Below are 15082 nucleotides of genomic sequence, written 5' to 3' on the forward strand. Positions count from 1 at the left end.
CGGAATCTTGCCGTTGTGGCAAGCTGGCCCCGTGAACGGCAGAACGGATGACGACGTGCTGGACGCCGTGGGCGCACGGCTCCGCGCGCTGCGCCGGGAACGCGGCCTCACCCTCGCCGGCGTGGCGGCGGCCACCGGCGTCTCCGAGAGCACCCTGTCCCGGCTGGAGAGCGGACAGCGCCGGGCGACGCTGGAGCTGCTGCTGCCGCTGTCCCGCCTGTACGACGTGCCGCTGGACGACCTGGTGGGGGCGCCGCGCACCGGTGACCCGCGGATCCACCTGAAGCCGGTCACCCGGTCCGGGATGACCTACGTGCCGTTGTCGCGTCGCCCGGGCGGGGTGCACGCCTTCAAGTTGATGATCCCCGCCCGGCCGGAGCCCGCCGAGCCGACCCCGCAGACCCACGAGGGCGCCGAGTGGCTCTACGTCCTCAACGGCCGGCTGCGGCTCCTCGTCGGGGAGCGTGACCTGACGCTGTCGCCGGGCGAGGCGGCCGAGTTCGACACCTCCCTGCCGCACTGGCTGGGCAGCGCCGACGGCAGGGCGGTCGAACTCCTCGTCCTCTTCGGCCTCCAGGGCGTCCGCGCCCACCTGCGCACCGGCCCGCGCACCGGACGCGACAAAGCGTGAGCGAGCGTGCGGAAGGCCCCCGTCCTCGAACGGGGGCCTTCCGCGGGTGCAGGCCGGTGCCTGCGGGTGTCACATCACACCGTCGAATACGCCTTTAGGCGTGGGCGTGACCGCCTCGGTGGCTGCGACCGGTGAACATCCGGTACAGGGCGAGGAGAATGACAGAGCCGATGATGGCCGCGATCCAGGTCGACAGGTCGAAGAAGCCGTCGATCGAGTCGACCCCGAAAATCACCTTGCCGAGGAAACCGCCGAGCAGACCACCGGCGATACCGATGAGCATGGTGATGATGATGCCGCCCGGGTCCTTGCCCGGCATGAGCGCCTTGGCGATGGCGCCGGCGATCAGACCGATGAAAATCCAAGCGATAATGCCCATCACTGACTCCTTTGACGTCGGTTCGTCAAACGTGTATCCGCGAATCGGGCGTCCTAACAAAATCAGTTCGCGGTGACGTCGGTGTGCAGCAGATGGTGATCGGAATACCGACTGGGCCGCACCTCGTGCCCCAGCGCCGAAATGCCGCGCAGGAACACGTAGTCGAACTTGCTCTGCCAGTCCGTCGTCGGCTCGCAGGCGCCGGCGCCCGGCGGCCGGCACCCGGCGTCCGTGTCCTCGGCGAGCGCCCACATCGGAGCGAGTTCGGGGGAGTCCGGTACGGCGTTGAAGTCCCCGAGCACGATGGCCCGCTGGTACCGGGCGACCCGCGGGGCGAGCACCGCGGTCTGCTTCTCGCGCACCGCCTCCTGACGCCGTTGCGCCAGATGCGTGTTGAAGACCCGTACGGTCTGTCCGGCGACCTCCGTGGTGACGGCGAGGTAGCCGCGGTCCTCCGAGCCGCCGTCCGGATACTCCTCCGTGACGACGTCGGTCATCGGGGCCGCCGACAACAGAGCCTGCCCGTAACCGCCCGGCTTCCACGGAGCGCCGCCGCACCGGCTCCAGTTGCGCAGCACCGGGCCGTACTCGACGTGGTAGTCCAGCCCGTGCAGGTTGGCCAGGTGGTCCCTGATCCGTTCGACGTCCCGGACGCACGCCTCCTGGAGGCCGACGACCTGGGGCGCGTACGCGGCGATCTCCGCCGCCCGGTCGACGTTGCTCTCCTCACAGGGGTTGCAGAGGTTCCACGTCATGACCCGGTGGGGCACCACGTCCTTCGCGGCGTCCACCGGCACCGTCCTGGCGAAGGGGGCGCCGGCGGGCGTGCTGGGGCCGAGCAGCATCATGCAGGCCGCGACGACGGCGCCCGCGAGCAGCCACGCACCTCTACCGAGCACCCCCGCCTCCTCTGCGCGGCCCCGCACCGCTGTTCGGTGCCTCCTGCACCGAGGGTAGGCGACGGGGGTGTCAGCAGCGTGTGAGGACCGGCCGACCGCCCGTCCGCCGGGAGTTGACGAACCCTGGGCGCGGCCGACGCGGCGTCACACGCCGGGTCGGCCGCTCGCCGCCAGGCGGTGGAAGGCCACCGGAGCCGCGCCGACGGCGTGCGGCGCCGGGCGGCCGGAGGCGTCGGGCTCGTTCCACCGCCGGAGGTCGACGGCGACACGACCACTGACGGCCGCCGTCGGCACGCGCCATCGCCGGCGTCCCACCCGCCCCACACCGTGCCGCCGTGCCCCCGGCAGGGGTCCTGTCCCGGGCTCGGGGACTCCAGCGGGTGCGGACCGAGGCCGTGGTCGATCGTCCGTCCCTGCTGGGAGAGCACGGGCACGGTGCGCCGCGTCTCGGCCGGCGAGGACGGGGCGGCGATCTCCCCGGCCGGCGGCATCGCGCAGAAGCGGTCGAGGTCCGCGACCGTCGAGACCAGCGACGCCGCGGGGTCCACCCACGACAGGGCGTGGACGCTGTGGTCACGCGGGGGAGGCGATCATCTCGACCACGTCGAGGCGGCCGTCGAGCGCGGCCGGCCCCGTCCGGGGCGAGCGCCGCCTCGCCGAGCAGGGCCCCGACGGCCAGGCCGGACGCCGACGGGATCCCCGGGCCGGTCCTGACGTGCCGCCCCAGCCGGAGGGGGGACCGGTCCGGCACGGACCGCCTCCGCGGGGCCCGGGAACGGGATCGCGCCTCACGCCACCGCCGGACGCGGACGGCGCGGACGCCCGCGCGCACCGCCGGACGATTCGGCGTCCACATGCCTTCACAGTGCACCTTTTCCTGCGCCGGACGGCCCCCGGCAGGACGATTACGCCCGATTTGGAGCGTTCCGTGGCCATGTCCGACCATGTCTCCGGCCCGGCGATCCCGGGCACCCGTTCGACGAGAGGCGCACCACCCCATGCACGTCACCGGAACCGTCCCCCCACCGGCTCCGGCCCCGCAGGACACGTCCGGCGGCCCCGCCCGCCCCGACGGCACGGGACGGCGCACCCGCCGCTTCGGACTGCCCGTCGCCACCGCGCTGGTCATGGGCAACATCATCGGCGGCGGCATCTTCCTGCTCCCCGCGTCCATCGCCCCGTACGGCACCATCAGCCTCCTCGCCTTCGGCGTGCTGACCGTCGGGGCGATCGCACTGGCCCTGGTCTTCGGGCGCCTCGCCGAACGGGACCCCCGCACCGGAGGCCCGTACGTCTACGCCCGTGAGGCCTTCGGCGACTTCGCCGGGTTCCTCGCCGCCTGGGCGTACTGGATCACGACCTGGGTGTCCAACGCGGCCCTCGCCGTGGCCGCCGTCGGCTACCTCGACGTGCTGATCCCGGTGGGCGAGCACCGGTGGACCGCCTGCCTCGCCGCACTCGTCGTGCAGTGGCTGCCCGCCCTCGCCAACTTCGCCGGCACCCGCTACGTCGGGGCCGTGCAGGTGGTGTCCACCGTGCTCAAGCTGGTGCCGCTGCTGCTCGTCGCCGTCGGCGGACTGTTCGCCTTCGACGCGGACAACCTCGGACCCTTCCGGGCGGGCGGGGAGAGCGCGATGGGCGCGGTCTCCGCCGCGGCCGCCATCCTGCTCTTCTCCTACCTCGGCGTGGAGTCCGCCGCCGTCAGCGCGGGCGAGGTGCGCGACGCCCGGCGCACCGTGGGCCGCGCCACCGTCATCGGCACCGCCGGAGCGGCCGTCGTCTACCTGCTGGGAACACTCGCCGTCTTCGGCACGGTCGCCCACGACCGGCTCGTCGAGTCCGGCGCGCCGTTCTCGGACGCCGTCACCACCATGTTCGGCGGTGCCTGGGGCGGCTGGGCGGTGGCGCTCGCCGCGCTCGTGTCGATGACCGGCTGCCTCAACGGCTGGACCCTGCTCAGCGCCCAGACCTCCTACGCCGCCGCCGAGGACGGGCTGTTCCCGCGCGCCCTGGCCCGCAAGCGGCGCGGCGTGCCGACGGTCGGCGTCGGCGTCACCGTGCTCCTCGCCTCGCTGCTCACCGTGTACAACTACGCCTCCGGCACGGCCCGGGTGTTCGAGACGCTGGTCCTGGTCACCACCTTCACCGCGACCGTGCCCTACCTGCTCGCCACGGCCGCGCAGCTCTTCCATCTCGTCTCCGGGCAGCGGGACCGCGTCGACCGCGGGCGCCTGGTCCGCGACCTGATCGTCGCCTCGGTCGCCGCCGCGTTCTCGCTGTGGCTGGTCGCCGGCGCCGGATACCAGGCCGTCTACCAGGGCGTGCTCTTCCTCTTCGGCGGCGTGCTGGTCTACGCCGTCATGGCCGCCCGGAGGCAGCGGGCAGCGAACGGCACGGCCGAGCGGTGACCGGCAGGAGCGCGGGCTCCCGGTAGCGGACTCGGGCACATGGGGCAGCTTCCGCGCGAGGGCGTCGCCTCCGGGCGGTCCGGCAGTTGATCCAGGACACGGCGCACGTCCCCGTCCCTCCCGGCGGAGCCCGCCGGCGATGCACGAACCCGCCCACCCGTCGCCCCGGCCGGACGCCCCGCGGACCGGCGAACGGCGCCTGCCGGAACCCCGCCTGCTCAGCGGCGTCCGCGGGCTGCTTCCGGCCGGTGTCCTGAAGGCCGCCCCCGACTTCCCGGACGGACAGACCCGGCACCGACCCTACCCGTCGGACTCCGCGCCGGCCGTCGACGAGGGCGCGGGCGCCGCCGTACGCCGCCGCGCGGTCCGCAGCACCACGGTGGCCGTGACGCCCGCGAGCGTGCCCCACAGCACCGCCGCGCTCGTCCCGTCACCGAGGCCGGACGCCGCCCGGAGCAGATGCCAGTACGTCGTCCCGCCGTCGGCGGCCACGCGCCACAGGTGCCGCACGAGCAGCCCGAGGACGACGGCGCACACCGCGCCCGCCGCCATCGCCGGGACCGAGACCCGGGTGAGCGCCCCCGGCAGCCACCGCAGCGCGCACCACACCACCACGAGCAGCAGCACGTCCCCGAACCGCACCAGCAGCCAGTCCCCGAACCCGGCCCCGGACGGGCCGGCCCAGGCGCCCAGCAGCAGCCACTGGCGCAGTAGATCACCCGGCTCGCCGAGGCGCCCGTCACCCGTGAACACCGTCTGGATCCGTGCCGCGTTCGCCTGGTACGACAGCACGACCACGGACACCGCGACGACCACGGTCCCCGCGGTCGCGGCGACGACGGCGGCCCGCGCCGGGACGTCCCGGCGCGGCTGCGGCTCGGTGTCCTTCAGCGCCAGCCGGGTCACGCACACCGTCCACGCCGCCGCGGCGAGCGCCAGCGGCACCAGCACCGTCCGTCCGGACGCGGAGAGCGCGGCGAACTGCGGCAGGAACCGGTGACTGCCGCGTCCGCCGGACGCGATCATCCAGGGAGCCGACACCGTCACCGCCAGGGTCCCCGCCACCACGCCCCAGGCCCACAGCGCGAGCAGCGCCTGCCAGATCCGGCCGCGCTCCGCCGGGAGCCGCCGGACCAGCAGCAGGGCCCCGGCGGCGTAGAACAGGAACACGGCGACGAAGCGGATCTGCATCGCCGTGTCACGCAGGGCGAGATAGCTGGGGCCGTCGGCGGTCACCGCGACCGGACCGCCGGGCCGCGGGTCGTACGCCCACGGCGACAGCCAGGTCCGCAGCGCGGCGGCCGTCTCGACGCCCAGCGCGCCGGTGGCGCCGTCCAGGTCCAGCGCGTCGGCGCTCGCCCCCGCCCACCACAGCAGCAGCGTCAGCATGAGCCCGCCCGCCACGGCCGGTACCGCCGCATGCCGGTACTCCATGTCCCGCCCCCGTACCCCGTGTTCCTCATCGGCGCCACGAACTCCCCGTGGCTCGGGGGACCTTACGCGCCCACGATCACGTGGGGATCACGGTGCCCCCGTGAAGCCTGGTGCACGGCCCGGTACGCGGCACGGATCCGGAAGCGTGTTCGCGCCGGGAGCGGGAACGAGTGGTCGCACGGACCGCCCGGTCCGCGGTTCACCGCCCCACCGGAACACCCCTGGAGGTTTCCATGATGGTCGTCGGCATCGTCGCCGTCTGCGTGGTCATCGCCCTGCTCGCCTTTCTCGTCCCACGCCTGTCCCGGCACCCGCAGAACGGCACGCAACGCACCCTGGGTTTCGGCTCGCGCGCCGGTTCCAAGGCCCCGGGTCCGCTCGGCCGGCTCCTCAGCAAGCCCTTCAGCTCCAGCTCCCGCGCCGTCGGCCGCAGCGGCTCCGCCGGCCGCCGGGCGCGCGGCAAGATGCCGTTCTGACCCGGGGCGGAAGCCCAGGTCACGACGTCCGGTCCGGTACCACCGCCGCGTACCGCGGCCGGCCGGCGGGCCGGTGGAGACCGGGAGCGTCACGCCGCCCGGCGTGCCCGTGAGCCCACCGGCCCGAGCGTGCCGTCCGGGCCGTCGGCCGGGAACGGTCGCGTGCCCCGGCCCACGCTCACGAGGTGGATGAGCAGGACCACCTCGTCGATCAGCCCCCCGGCGGCCGACCGCCGCACCCATGGCCCGCTGCCGTGCGCCCGGAGCTCACCGGACGTCCGCTCCTTGCGTCACCGCACGGCTGCGGCGGGGGCTCCGGAGCGTCGTGCACGCCCGGCCCGGACCGGTGAGCGTCTTCACCGCGACCCCTCGTCCGCCGGACCGGGGCCCTGCACGGCCCCGCCGACGGAGACGTCGGTGACGGAGGTCGGCGTCACGGTGTCCGCCCCCGGTCGCCGGGCGGCGTCGTCGCCGCGTCCCCCGAGGGGACTGCGCCGGCCCGCGGCACTCCTCGCGGAGCCCGTACCCCTCCGGCGCCGGGCGACCCGACGGACCGGAGCCTGACGGCGCATACTGACGGTGACGCGCCGGCGCCGACGGGAGACCGCACATGAGCCTATCGCGGGTCGACCACCAGACCCTCTTCTCCGTCCTGCCCAGCCCGTACCTGGTGCTGGACGCGGACCTCATGGTCGTCGACGTCAACGAGATGTATCTCAAAGTGACCGGCCGTACCCGCGACGAACTGGTCGGCCAGTACCTCTTCGACGTCTACCCGGACAACCCCGAGGACCCGGCGGCGGACGGCATCCGCAATCTGAGCGCCTCCCTGCAGCGCGTCCTGCGGTCCAAGGAACCCGACGCCCTCGCCGCGCAGCGGTACGACCTGGCGGTGCCCGGCCGGCCCGGAGCCTTCGAGGAACGCTGGTGGTCGCCGGTCAACACGCCCGTTCTCGGCCCCGACGGCGAGATCGAGTGGATCGTCCACCGCATCGAGGACATGACCGAGTTCCTGCTGTCCCGCCCCGTCCACGACACGCCGACGGGCCGGGTGCGAGCCCGGGCGGTGACGGAGGCGGAGCTGTACGCGAAGGCGCGGCAACTGCAGGAGACCAACGAAAAGCTCCGCGCCGCCCACGACTGGGAACGCCGCACCGCCCTGGCCCTCCAGGACGTCATGCTGCACGCCCCGGACCTGGCCGCGCACCGCGGCATAGCGGTGCGCTACATGCCGGCCACCCGCTCCCTCAACGTGTGCGGCGACTGGTACGACGTGGTGGACCTGGCCGACGACAGCTTCACGGTGGCGGTCGGGGACGTCGTCGGCCACGGCCTGGAGGCGGCGGCCGTCATGGGCATGCTGCGCAGCGCCCTGTCCGCCGCCGTGCGCGCCATCCACGAACCCGGCGCGGCGATGGACCTCCTCAGCCGGTACGCCCAGACCTTCGAGGGCGCGCTGGCGACCACCGCGGCCAAGGCCGTCGTCGACACCCGCGGCCGACGCATCACCTACACCTGCGCCGGTCACCCGCCACCGGTGCTGGGACGACGGGACGGCACCGTGATCCTGCTCGACCAGGCCACCGACCCGCCGCTGGGAGTCCTCACCAGAGAGACCCGGCGTCCGCAGGCCACCGTCCCCTACGCGCCCGGCGACACCCTGGTGCTCTACACCGACGGGCTGATCGAGCGCCGGGGCGAGGACATCGACGCGGGTCTGCTGCGCCTCACCGACACGCTCGCCCGTCACGCGGACCTCGACCCGGAGCCCCTCGCCGACACCCTGCTCACCCGGCTGGGCGTGGCCGACGGCGGCCGCGACGACATCGCCCTGATCGTCGTGCGCCTGTAGACCCGGGGCCCGAGTCAGCGCGCACCCGCGGGGACGCCTCCACGCGCCGTCCGGGCCGCCTGCCGCGCCCGGCGCCGTCCGGTCGCCGCGTACCACTGCACGGCGACGACCAGCGCGAGGAACACCTCCACGGCGTCCCCGCCGTAATACATGAGCTGCGCCCCCGCCTCCAGATCGGCCGCCGCGAACGCGGTCCCCGGCGGCCCGGCGACGTACAGACTCTTGGCGAGCACGGCGTGCGCCGCCCCCGCCGCCAGCAGCGTCACCGCCCGCAGCCGCAGACCGCACCGCCCGCGCACCGGGTCGAGCCGGCAGACGGCCATCGCGAGGAGCAGACCGGCCAGCAGCATGTGCAGCTCCAGCAGACCGCCCAGGAGAGGGTGCCGGTGGGCGACCGCCCACAGGTCCGTGCGGTACAGCAGCCACAGCCCGCCGAGGTCGACGGCCGCGGCGACCGGGGGGAACATCAGCCACCCGGCGGCGGGGGAGTGTGCCGCCCGCAGCAGACCCCGGCGCGGTACGCCGGGCGGCAGCAGTCGCAGGAGCAGAGTGAGCGGACGGCCGACCACCAGCAGTGCGGGCCCCGCCATGGCCACCAGCAGATGACGGCCGACGTGCCCGGTGAACGGCCCGCCCGGCACCGGACCCGTCAGCCCCCACACCACGGCCGCACAACCGACGGCGAAGACGCAGTCCCGCCGCCACGGCCAGGCGTCACCGCGCCGCCGCAGCCGGGCGGCGCCCATCGCGTACACGACGGCTGCGAGCACACAGGCGAGCGCCAGGGGCGCCGCGAGCGGACCGGCCGTCACGACGGCCGCCGCCTCCCTGCCCGCCGGGCACGCACCAGCAGGAAGCCTCCGACGAGCAACAGCAGCAGCCCCGCCAGGTTCCACGCCCAGTCGTACGGAGTGACGTCGACGCCGTAACGGACCTGGTGCACGCGCAGCACCTTGTGGTCCACGATCCCGTCGAACAGCTGGAAGGCGCCCGCGCCCAGGAAGGCCCCGCTCCACGCGTGCCCCGGCGCCAGCGCCCGGCGCCGCCGCAGATCCGCGAAGAGGAAGAACCCGGCGACGAGCGCCAGCAGTGAGGCCGTGTGCAGCAGTCCGTCCGACATCAGAGCCACATCCGACGTGGAGCGGTCGTAGAAGTGGTGCCAGTGCAGGATCTGATGGAAGACGATCTCGTCCACGGCCGCCATGACGGCGGCCCCGATGACCGCGCACACCAGCAGCGATCGTCGGGGCTCGGTACGTCGTGCGGTGGCCGCGTCGGGCCACGGGTCAGGGGTGCTCACGGTGCAATCCGTCCTTCCGAACGATCGGCTGCCGCTCGCCGTCTACCCCGCGCGGCGCCGGCCAGCCCGGCCGGCCGGCGCCCGCCGTGGGGTTCAGCTCCCGCCCATCGCCTTGCGCACGGTGTCCTTGGTGCGGTCCATGAGGGCGGCCACCGGACCCAGCGCCATGTTCTTCGCGCCGGACTCGACACCCGGGTGGGGCCGGGTGGGAGCCATCGCCTCGGCGGCCTTGATGGCCTTGGCCATGGCGGCGAGGCCGGTGACGTCGGTGCTGCGCCGGATGTGGGTGAACTCGTAGCGTTCCTCCGCCCGGGCGTGCATCTGCACGTCCCGCCGCAACGCGATGAGCTGCGGCAGGAAGTCGGGGCCGTCGGGGTCCATCTCGTCCAGGGCGGCCAGCATCTCCTTGGCCTCCCGCTCCTCGGCGAGCCGGTCCTCGACGATCTGTCGGCCGCCGTCGACCGACCGCCGGACGAAGGGGTGGATGACCTCTTCTTCGGCGGTCTCGTGCACGGCCAGCAGCCGCACCAGCCGCCGGAAGGCGTCCCGCCGTTCCTCGCCGCTGGTGGCCTCGACCTCGTCGAACAGGTTGCGGATGTCGCCGTGCTGGCGCATCAGCAGGGAGACGACGTCGTCGTCCTGGGAACGGTCGTCCCCGGCCTGCGGAGTCTGCAAGTCGGACATGCGGTCCCCTCCCTACTTCTCGCGCTGGGCGGGGTCGGGGTGCTCGCCCTCGGTCTGCACGCGGTACTCACGGCCGAACATGTCGTCGTGCTCGTGCATCACCCGGTCGCTCGGCGGGTTCTCCCCGCCGTGGATGCCCTCCTGCATCTTCTCGAACCGCTCGTGCGCCTCGCGGACGTAGCCCGCGCCGAGGGTGGTCAGGTCCATCTGGGTGTCCAACAGCTCCCGGATGTAGGCCTTGTTCGGCTCGAAGGTGATCACGTTGGGCAGCTCCGGCGCCAGGATCTCCTGCGGTTCGCGGCCGTCGTGGCGGCGCATCAGGTCGCAGGCGATGCGCAGGTGCTCCAGCTCCATGTTCAGGTGCAGCTCCCAGATCGCCTTGACCTTGGGGTCGCTCTCCTGCTCCATGAACGAGTGGTACAGGTAGCACTCGTTGTACTCGTGGTTGACGAGCTGTTCCCACCACGTCTCGCCCGGGTCCACCAGGGACTCGTAGTGGGTGACGTGCTCCTCCTCGATCAGCCCGATCTCCTGGTAGAGCTGACGGGCGATCGGCTCCATGTAGGTGGGGCCGGTGTTCATGTAGAAGTTCATCGTCTGCTGCTCCGTCGACATGATCGTCAGCGCGTGCAGCTTCGACAGCGGGTCGGCCTGGTCCCTGGCGTACGGGTCGCGGACGTTGTCGACCGGGTCGCGGTGGTGGTACCGCGTGGGCCGGCCCGGCATGACCTCGGTCAGGTTGTCGACGATCGACTCCGCCTTGCGGTGCTCGATCATCTCGTACAGGTTCGCGTACCGGTACAGGTGGTCGAAGTCCTCCAGCACACCGAACTGGTAGGCCTGCTGCAGATACGGGTCCGGCTCCATCCGCGCCACCCAGGCGGTCAGGTCCACGGCCACCTGCTCGTACGCGATGGTCGTCTCCAGCACCGAGGAGACACCCGGGAGCAGCCAGTTCACCGCCTTCTGCTGCTGCGCCTCGATGTACCGGGTCTGGGCCAGCTGCCGCTTGATCTCCGGGTCGACGGTGTGGCGGGCGAGCTGGTGGCTGAACAGGATCGCCTCCACCTCGATCCCGTTCATCGTGATGATCCGGCACCGGGTGTACGGGTCGCAGCGGTCAGGGTCGATCGGCTCCACGTTCAGCTCACGCCAGCTGCGCAGCTGACGGTCCAGCGGGATGCCGCGCTGCTCCAGGGGGTTGAAGGTCATGGGCACGCTCCTCGTCGAGGGGCCGGACGCACGGACGGCCTCGCACCGGGCGGGGCGCCCGGGGTCCGGCAGGGCACCTCCTCATGCTGAGCGCGACCGGGCGCGCCCGCCACGCCACACGCCCGTCGGGTGCGGACGTGCCCCGGATGCCGCATGCGGATGGCCGAAGCGGGGACGCTGTGCAGAATGACCGCGTGTTTCGGCCCGGACCGGGCGGTGCTTTCCAGGTGCGGCATCGCCCTGCCATGACCGCACCATGAAGCGGGGGCTTCCGCGGAGGGAGCGGCGGCCGTACGAGGTTCATGGGTACCGAAGACCGCGTCCGTCCTGCTTGTGACGCCCATCGGCGGCCGCTTCGATCCACTGCCCCGCGCGGCTCAGGCCCCGCGGGCCGCGACGCCTCGGTTCGTGCACCGCGCCACCGCGCGCACCGGGCGGGGCGGGACCCGCCGGGCGTCCGTGTCACCGGTGACACGGACGCCCGGCCTCGGGCGGGGGCTACCCGAGCGTGAGGGCGTAGAGCTGCACCCGGGGATCGTTCCGCAGACCGAGCGAGCGCACCGTCTTCGACGCGTCGAGGGCCACGGACGCGGCGAGCAGACGGACCGGCGGGCCGTCCACGCCCTGCCCCCGTTTGATCCGGTGCGGCATCTCCAGCGCCACGGAGCCGCCCGTGGGCGCGGATCCCGCCCAGTCGCCGACGGTGACCGGCAGCTCGGCGGTGGTGCCGTCGGTGTAGCGGACGGTGAGGCCGGTCGTCACCGGCCCGTGGTGGGACGCGCCGACCAGCCGCAGCGTGCCGTACGAACCGGCAGGCAGCAGGAGGGACTGGCCGCGCGCCTCGACGAAGTTGGCGGCCGTGCCGGACGGGTCCGGGGCGTCGTAGGTCACGCCGTCCCACACCACCGGCCCCGCGCCGGGCAGCAGGTCCCCGTCGTAGCTCCACCCCGCGCCGTCGAAGTCGCCCTCGTCGGGCGCGGCGACGGTCGCGGTCCCGTCGTGGTTCAGCTCCCGGCCGAGGTGGACGGCGCACCGCTCACCGGCCGCCCCGGCACAGCGCGCGGCCTCACGCACCTCGACGGTGGCGACCCGCTCCACCTTCTGCACCCCGCCGGCGCCCGCCGTGATCCGCACGGTGTACGTGCCCGGCGCGGTCCCGGCCGGCACGCGCACGTCCACCGTCGCGGTCCGCTGCACCGGCAGCCGGTGCGACGCCAGGGTGAACGGTCCGGACGTCCTCACCGCCCACCCGCGGGGCGCCTCGGCCCCGACCTCCACCCGCAGCGCGCCGGGCGCCTGGCCCAGCACGTCCATCCGCAGCCGCACGTCCTGGGCGTCGTCCGACGTCGGCACCACGTCGGCGGACGTGCGCAGCGAGGCGTCGAGGCGGCGGCGGGAGTCGGCGGCCGCCCGGTTCACGGACGGCGGCTCGGCGCCCCTGCCGGTGCCCCACGCCGACGGCTTGTCACTCATCTCGAAGGCGAGCCGCCCGCCTTCGGCGACCGCGTCCCAGTCCAGCCAGGTGGCGCGCAGGTCCTTCCCGCCGAACTCCGCCCGCTCCACGTACCGCCGCGTGTCGCTCGCGCCCGGCGCCTCCACGGTCAGCGTGCCGCCCTGCCGCTTCCCGTACGCGCCGATGCGGATCTCCGCCGACGGGAACTGCGGGGACGACACGGCGAGGAAGCCGCCGCCGTTCGTCGTCGGGTACAGGCCCAGGGACGAGAAGACGTACCAGGCCGACATGGTGCCCAGGTCGTCGTTGCCGGTCATGCCGTCCGGCCCGTCGGTGAACAGGGTCATCGCCGCGCGGATCACGGTCGCCGTCTTCGCCGGCGCGCCCGCCCACAGATACATGTACGGCGCGTGCAGGTCGGGCTCGTTGTTCGGGTTGTAGGTCGGCTTGCCGTAGTAGTCGTACGGCGCCGAGATCCAGTCGTGGCGGGCGGTCCCGGCGGGGTCCTCCAGCAGCTTGTCGTAGGCGAAGAAGGCGTCGAGCCGCTGCTCGGTCCTCTTCCTGCCGCCCATCAGCTCCACCAGCCCGGCCGGGTCCTGAGGCACCAGCCACTGGTACTGGTAGGCGCCGCCCTCGTGGAACTGGTGCCCCGCCTCGACCGGGTCGTACGGCGTCACCCACGTGCCCTCGGTGGTGCGGGGCCGGAAGTGCTGGAGGGAGGAGTCCCACAGGTTCCGGTACCACTGCCCGCGCGCCGCGAACATCCGGGCGTCCGCCGTGCGGCCCAGCCCCTCGGCCATCAGCGCCAGCGACGCGTCCGCCGCCGCGTACTCCAGGGTCGCCGACGCCGGGTGACGGCAGTCGTTGTCACCGCCCTTGTCCGGGCAGTCCTTCCCCGGCTCGAGCCCGCTGGGCACGTACCCGCGCTCCAGGTAGGCGGCGATGCCCGCACGCCCGTTGTAGGGCGAGCCGTCCGGCGGCGTCCGCAGCGCGTTCTTCCGCAGCAGCGCGTACGCCTCCTGCTCGTGCCCGGCGAGCAGCCCCTTGGACCACGCCTCGACGAGGAAGGGGGTCACCGGGTCGCCCGTCATGATGTTGGTCTCGCTGTTGGCGAGCGACCAGCGCGGCAGCCAGCCGCCGTCCCGCCCGGTCGCGACGACCGACAGCGCCACGTCCCGCGCCACCCTCGGCTCCAGCATCTGCAGCAGCTGGTTCTGCGGCCGGTGGGTGTCCCACAACGACAGGTTCTGGTACGGCGTGAACCCGGACGCCGTGTGCACCTTCCCGTCGAAGCCCGCGTACCGGCCGTCGACGTCCCCGGCGAGGTTCGGGTGCAACTGCGCGTGATAGAGCGCCGTGTAGAAGGCGCGCCGCCGTTCCTCCGGCCCGCCCCCGACCTTCACCGCGGCGAGCTGCCGTTCCCAGGTGGCCCGCAGCGCTTCCCGCGTGGCGTCGAAGTCGTAGGAATCCGCCGTCTCCGCCTCCAGGTTCTTCCGGGCGCCCTCGAGGCCCGTGTACGACAGGCCGACCTTGACGACGACGTCCCGGTCGTCCTCGGCGTCGAACGTCACCCAGGCGCCGTTGCCGCCCTCACCGGCCGCGTCCCGTCCGCCCGGACGGGGAGTGGAGCCCCGCCAGGTGCCGTGCGAGACGAACGGCCGGTCGAAGGTGGCGGTGAAGTAGACCGTGTGCCGGTCCTTGCCCGCGCAGAAGTCGCCCGCCTCGATCCGGCCCTCGACCGTCCGGTCCCCGACGACGTGCACCTCCGAGCCGTACACCCGCTGGTTGGCCTTGCCGGTGTTGAACAGCACGTTGGCCCGGCCGGTGGCGGGGAAGGTGTAGCGCTGCCACCCGGTGCGCGGGGTGGCCGTCAGCTCGGCGTCGATGCCGTACGTCTTCAACCCGACGCGGTAGTAACCGGGTTCGGCCCTCTCGTCGTCGTGCGAGTAGGTCGAGCGGTACGCGTCGGGATCCACGGTGTCGACCGCACCGGTGGTCGGCATCAGCGGCAGCTCGCCCATGACGGAGCAGCCGACGCCGGAGAGGTGGGTCTGGCTGAACCCGTGGATCCTGTCCTGCTGGTAGTCGTAACCGCCCTGCCCGCCGGTGTCCGGGCTCACCTGCACCATCCCGAAGGGCGCGCTGGCTCCGGGGAAGGTGTTGCCGAAGTTCTGGGTGCCGATGAACGGGTTGACCAGGGAGGTCAGTTGCCCGTCGGACGACGTCGACGGCAGGGCGAGGGCCGGCGCGGGCGCCAGACCGGCCCCGAGGACGGCGAGGGCGGCGAGGACCGTCGAGGCGCGGTGGCGCCATCTGCGCAGGGGTGGGTGCATGGAAGCGGTCTCCTGTTCCTC

General features: G+C 73.4%; 12 protein-coding genes. 4 read left to right on the forward strand and 8 right to left on the reverse strand.

Features of this window, described 5'->3' with window-relative positions; translation table 11 throughout:
• Positions 1 to 31 precede the first annotated feature (31 nt).
• The gene (locus ACWH4W_RS21150; protein WP_473077275.1) at positions 32 to 631 is read left to right on the forward strand and encodes a helix-turn-helix domain-containing protein; all 600 of its coding nucleotides are present in this window, start codon (positions 32 to 34) and stop codon (positions 629 to 631) included.
• Between the two features lie 94 nt (positions 632 to 725).
• Here ACWH4W_RS21150 and ACWH4W_RS21155 read toward each other — a convergent pair whose 3' ends face one another.
• A complete protein-coding gene (locus ACWH4W_RS21155) occupies positions 726 to 1010 on the reverse strand; it encodes a GlsB/YeaQ/YmgE family stress response membrane protein (RefSeq protein WP_290010432.1) in 285 nt (94 codons plus the stop codon).
• Between the two features lie 62 nt (positions 1011 to 1072).
• Positions 1073 to 1909 (reverse strand): endonuclease/exonuclease/phosphatase family protein, encoded by an 837-nt coding sequence (locus ACWH4W_RS21160; protein ID WP_473077276.1) that lies wholly within the window; start codon positions 1907 to 1909, stop codon positions 1073 to 1075.
• Between the two features lie 998 nt (positions 1910 to 2907).
• Here ACWH4W_RS21160 and ACWH4W_RS21165 point away from each other — a divergent pair.
• Entirely contained in the window at positions 2908 to 4317 is a 1410-nt protein-coding gene (locus ACWH4W_RS21165) for an amino acid permease (protein WP_473077277.1), read from the forward strand.
• A gap of 300 nt (positions 4318 to 4617) precedes the next feature.
• Here ACWH4W_RS21165 and ACWH4W_RS21170 read toward each other — a convergent pair whose 3' ends face one another.
• Positions 4618 to 5751 carry a hypothetical protein gene (locus tag ACWH4W_RS21170; RefSeq protein WP_473077278.1) on the reverse strand — a complete coding sequence of 378 codons (1134 nt, stop codon included), beginning with the start codon at positions 5749 to 5751 and terminating at the stop codon, positions 4618 to 4620.
• A 233-nt stretch (positions 5752 to 5984) separates the two neighbouring features.
• On the opposite strand from ACWH4W_RS21170, the gene ACWH4W_RS21175 reads away from it, so the two are divergent.
• Positions 5985 to 6227 carry a DUF6411 family protein gene (locus ACWH4W_RS21175; protein ID WP_473077279.1) on the forward strand — a complete coding sequence of 81 codons (243 nt, stop codon included), beginning with the start codon at positions 5985 to 5987 and terminating at the stop codon, positions 6225 to 6227.
• A gap of 610 nt (positions 6228 to 6837) precedes the next feature.
• Positions 6838 to 8079, forward strand: coding sequence for a PP2C family protein-serine/threonine phosphatase (locus tag ACWH4W_RS21180; RefSeq protein ID WP_473077280.1), 1242 nt, complete (start codon positions 6838 to 6840; stop codon positions 8077 to 8079).
• A gap of 14 nt (positions 8080 to 8093) precedes the next feature.
• Here ACWH4W_RS21180 and ACWH4W_RS21185 read toward each other — a convergent pair whose 3' ends face one another.
• From ACWH4W_RS21185 to ACWH4W_RS21205, 5 genes are all read right to left on the reverse strand, one after another.
• Positions 8094 to 8891 carry a cytochrome c oxidase assembly protein gene (locus tag ACWH4W_RS21185; RefSeq protein ID WP_473077281.1) on the reverse strand — a complete coding sequence of 266 codons (798 nt, stop codon included), beginning with the start codon at positions 8889 to 8891 and terminating at the stop codon, positions 8094 to 8096.
• A complete protein-coding gene (locus ACWH4W_RS21190) occupies positions 8888 to 9379 on the reverse strand; it encodes a DUF2243 domain-containing protein (protein ID WP_473077282.1) in 492 nt (163 codons plus the stop codon). The genes ACWH4W_RS21185 and ACWH4W_RS21190 overlap by 4 nt, the downstream gene beginning before the upstream one ends.
• 93 nt (positions 9380 to 9472) lie before the next feature.
• Positions 9473 to 10063 (reverse strand): hemerythrin domain-containing protein, encoded by a 591-nt coding sequence (locus ACWH4W_RS21195; RefSeq protein ID WP_473077283.1) that lies wholly within the window; start codon positions 10061 to 10063, stop codon positions 9473 to 9475.
• A 12-nt stretch (positions 10064 to 10075) separates the two neighbouring features.
• Positions 10076 to 11275 carry a hypothetical protein gene (locus ACWH4W_RS21200; RefSeq protein ID WP_473077284.1) on the reverse strand — a complete coding sequence of 400 codons (1200 nt, stop codon included), beginning with the start codon at positions 11273 to 11275 and terminating at the stop codon, positions 10076 to 10078.
• Positions 11276 to 11773: 498 nt separating this feature from the next.
• Positions 11774 to 15061 (reverse strand): GH92 family glycosyl hydrolase, encoded by a 3288-nt coding sequence (locus tag ACWH4W_RS21205; RefSeq protein ID WP_473077285.1) that lies wholly within the window; start codon positions 15059 to 15061, stop codon positions 11774 to 11776.
• Positions 15062 to 15082: the final 21 nt, after the last annotated feature.

It is taken from the genome of Streptomyces sp. DSM 120436, from assembly GCF_055778765.1.

Bases quoted from the DNA above. Each gene is read 5' to 3' on its own strand.
- ACWH4W_RS21180 (WP_473077280.1), top strand. From the start codon at position 6,838: ATGAGCCTATCGCGGGTCGACCACCAGACCCTCTTCTCCGTCCTGCCC.
- ACWH4W_RS21175 (WP_473077279.1), top strand. From the start codon at position 5,985: ATGATGGTCGTCGGCATCGTCGCCGTCTGCGTGGTCATCGCCCTGCTC.
- ACWH4W_RS21155 (WP_290010432.1), bottom strand. From the start codon at position 1,010: ATGGGCATTATCGCTTGGATTTTCATCGGTCTGATCGCCGGCGCCATC.
- ACWH4W_RS21170 (WP_473077278.1), bottom strand. From the start codon at position 5,751: ATGGAGTACCGGCATGCGGCGGTACCGGCCGTGGCGGGCGGGCTCATG.
- ACWH4W_RS21195 (WP_473077283.1), bottom strand. From the start codon at position 10,063: ATGTCCGACTTGCAGACTCCGCAGGCCGGGGACGACCGTTCCCAGGAC.
- ACWH4W_RS21205 (WP_473077285.1), bottom strand. From the start codon at position 15,061: ATGCACCCACCCCTGCGCAGATGGCGCCACCGCGCCTCGACGGTCCTC.
- ACWH4W_RS21165 (WP_473077277.1), top strand. From the start codon at position 2,908: ATGCACGTCACCGGAACCGTCCCCCCACCGGCTCCGGCCCCGCAGGAC.
- ACWH4W_RS21200 (WP_473077284.1), bottom strand. From the start codon at position 11,275: ATGACCTTCAACCCCCTGGAGCAGCGCGGCATCCCGCTGGACCGTCAG.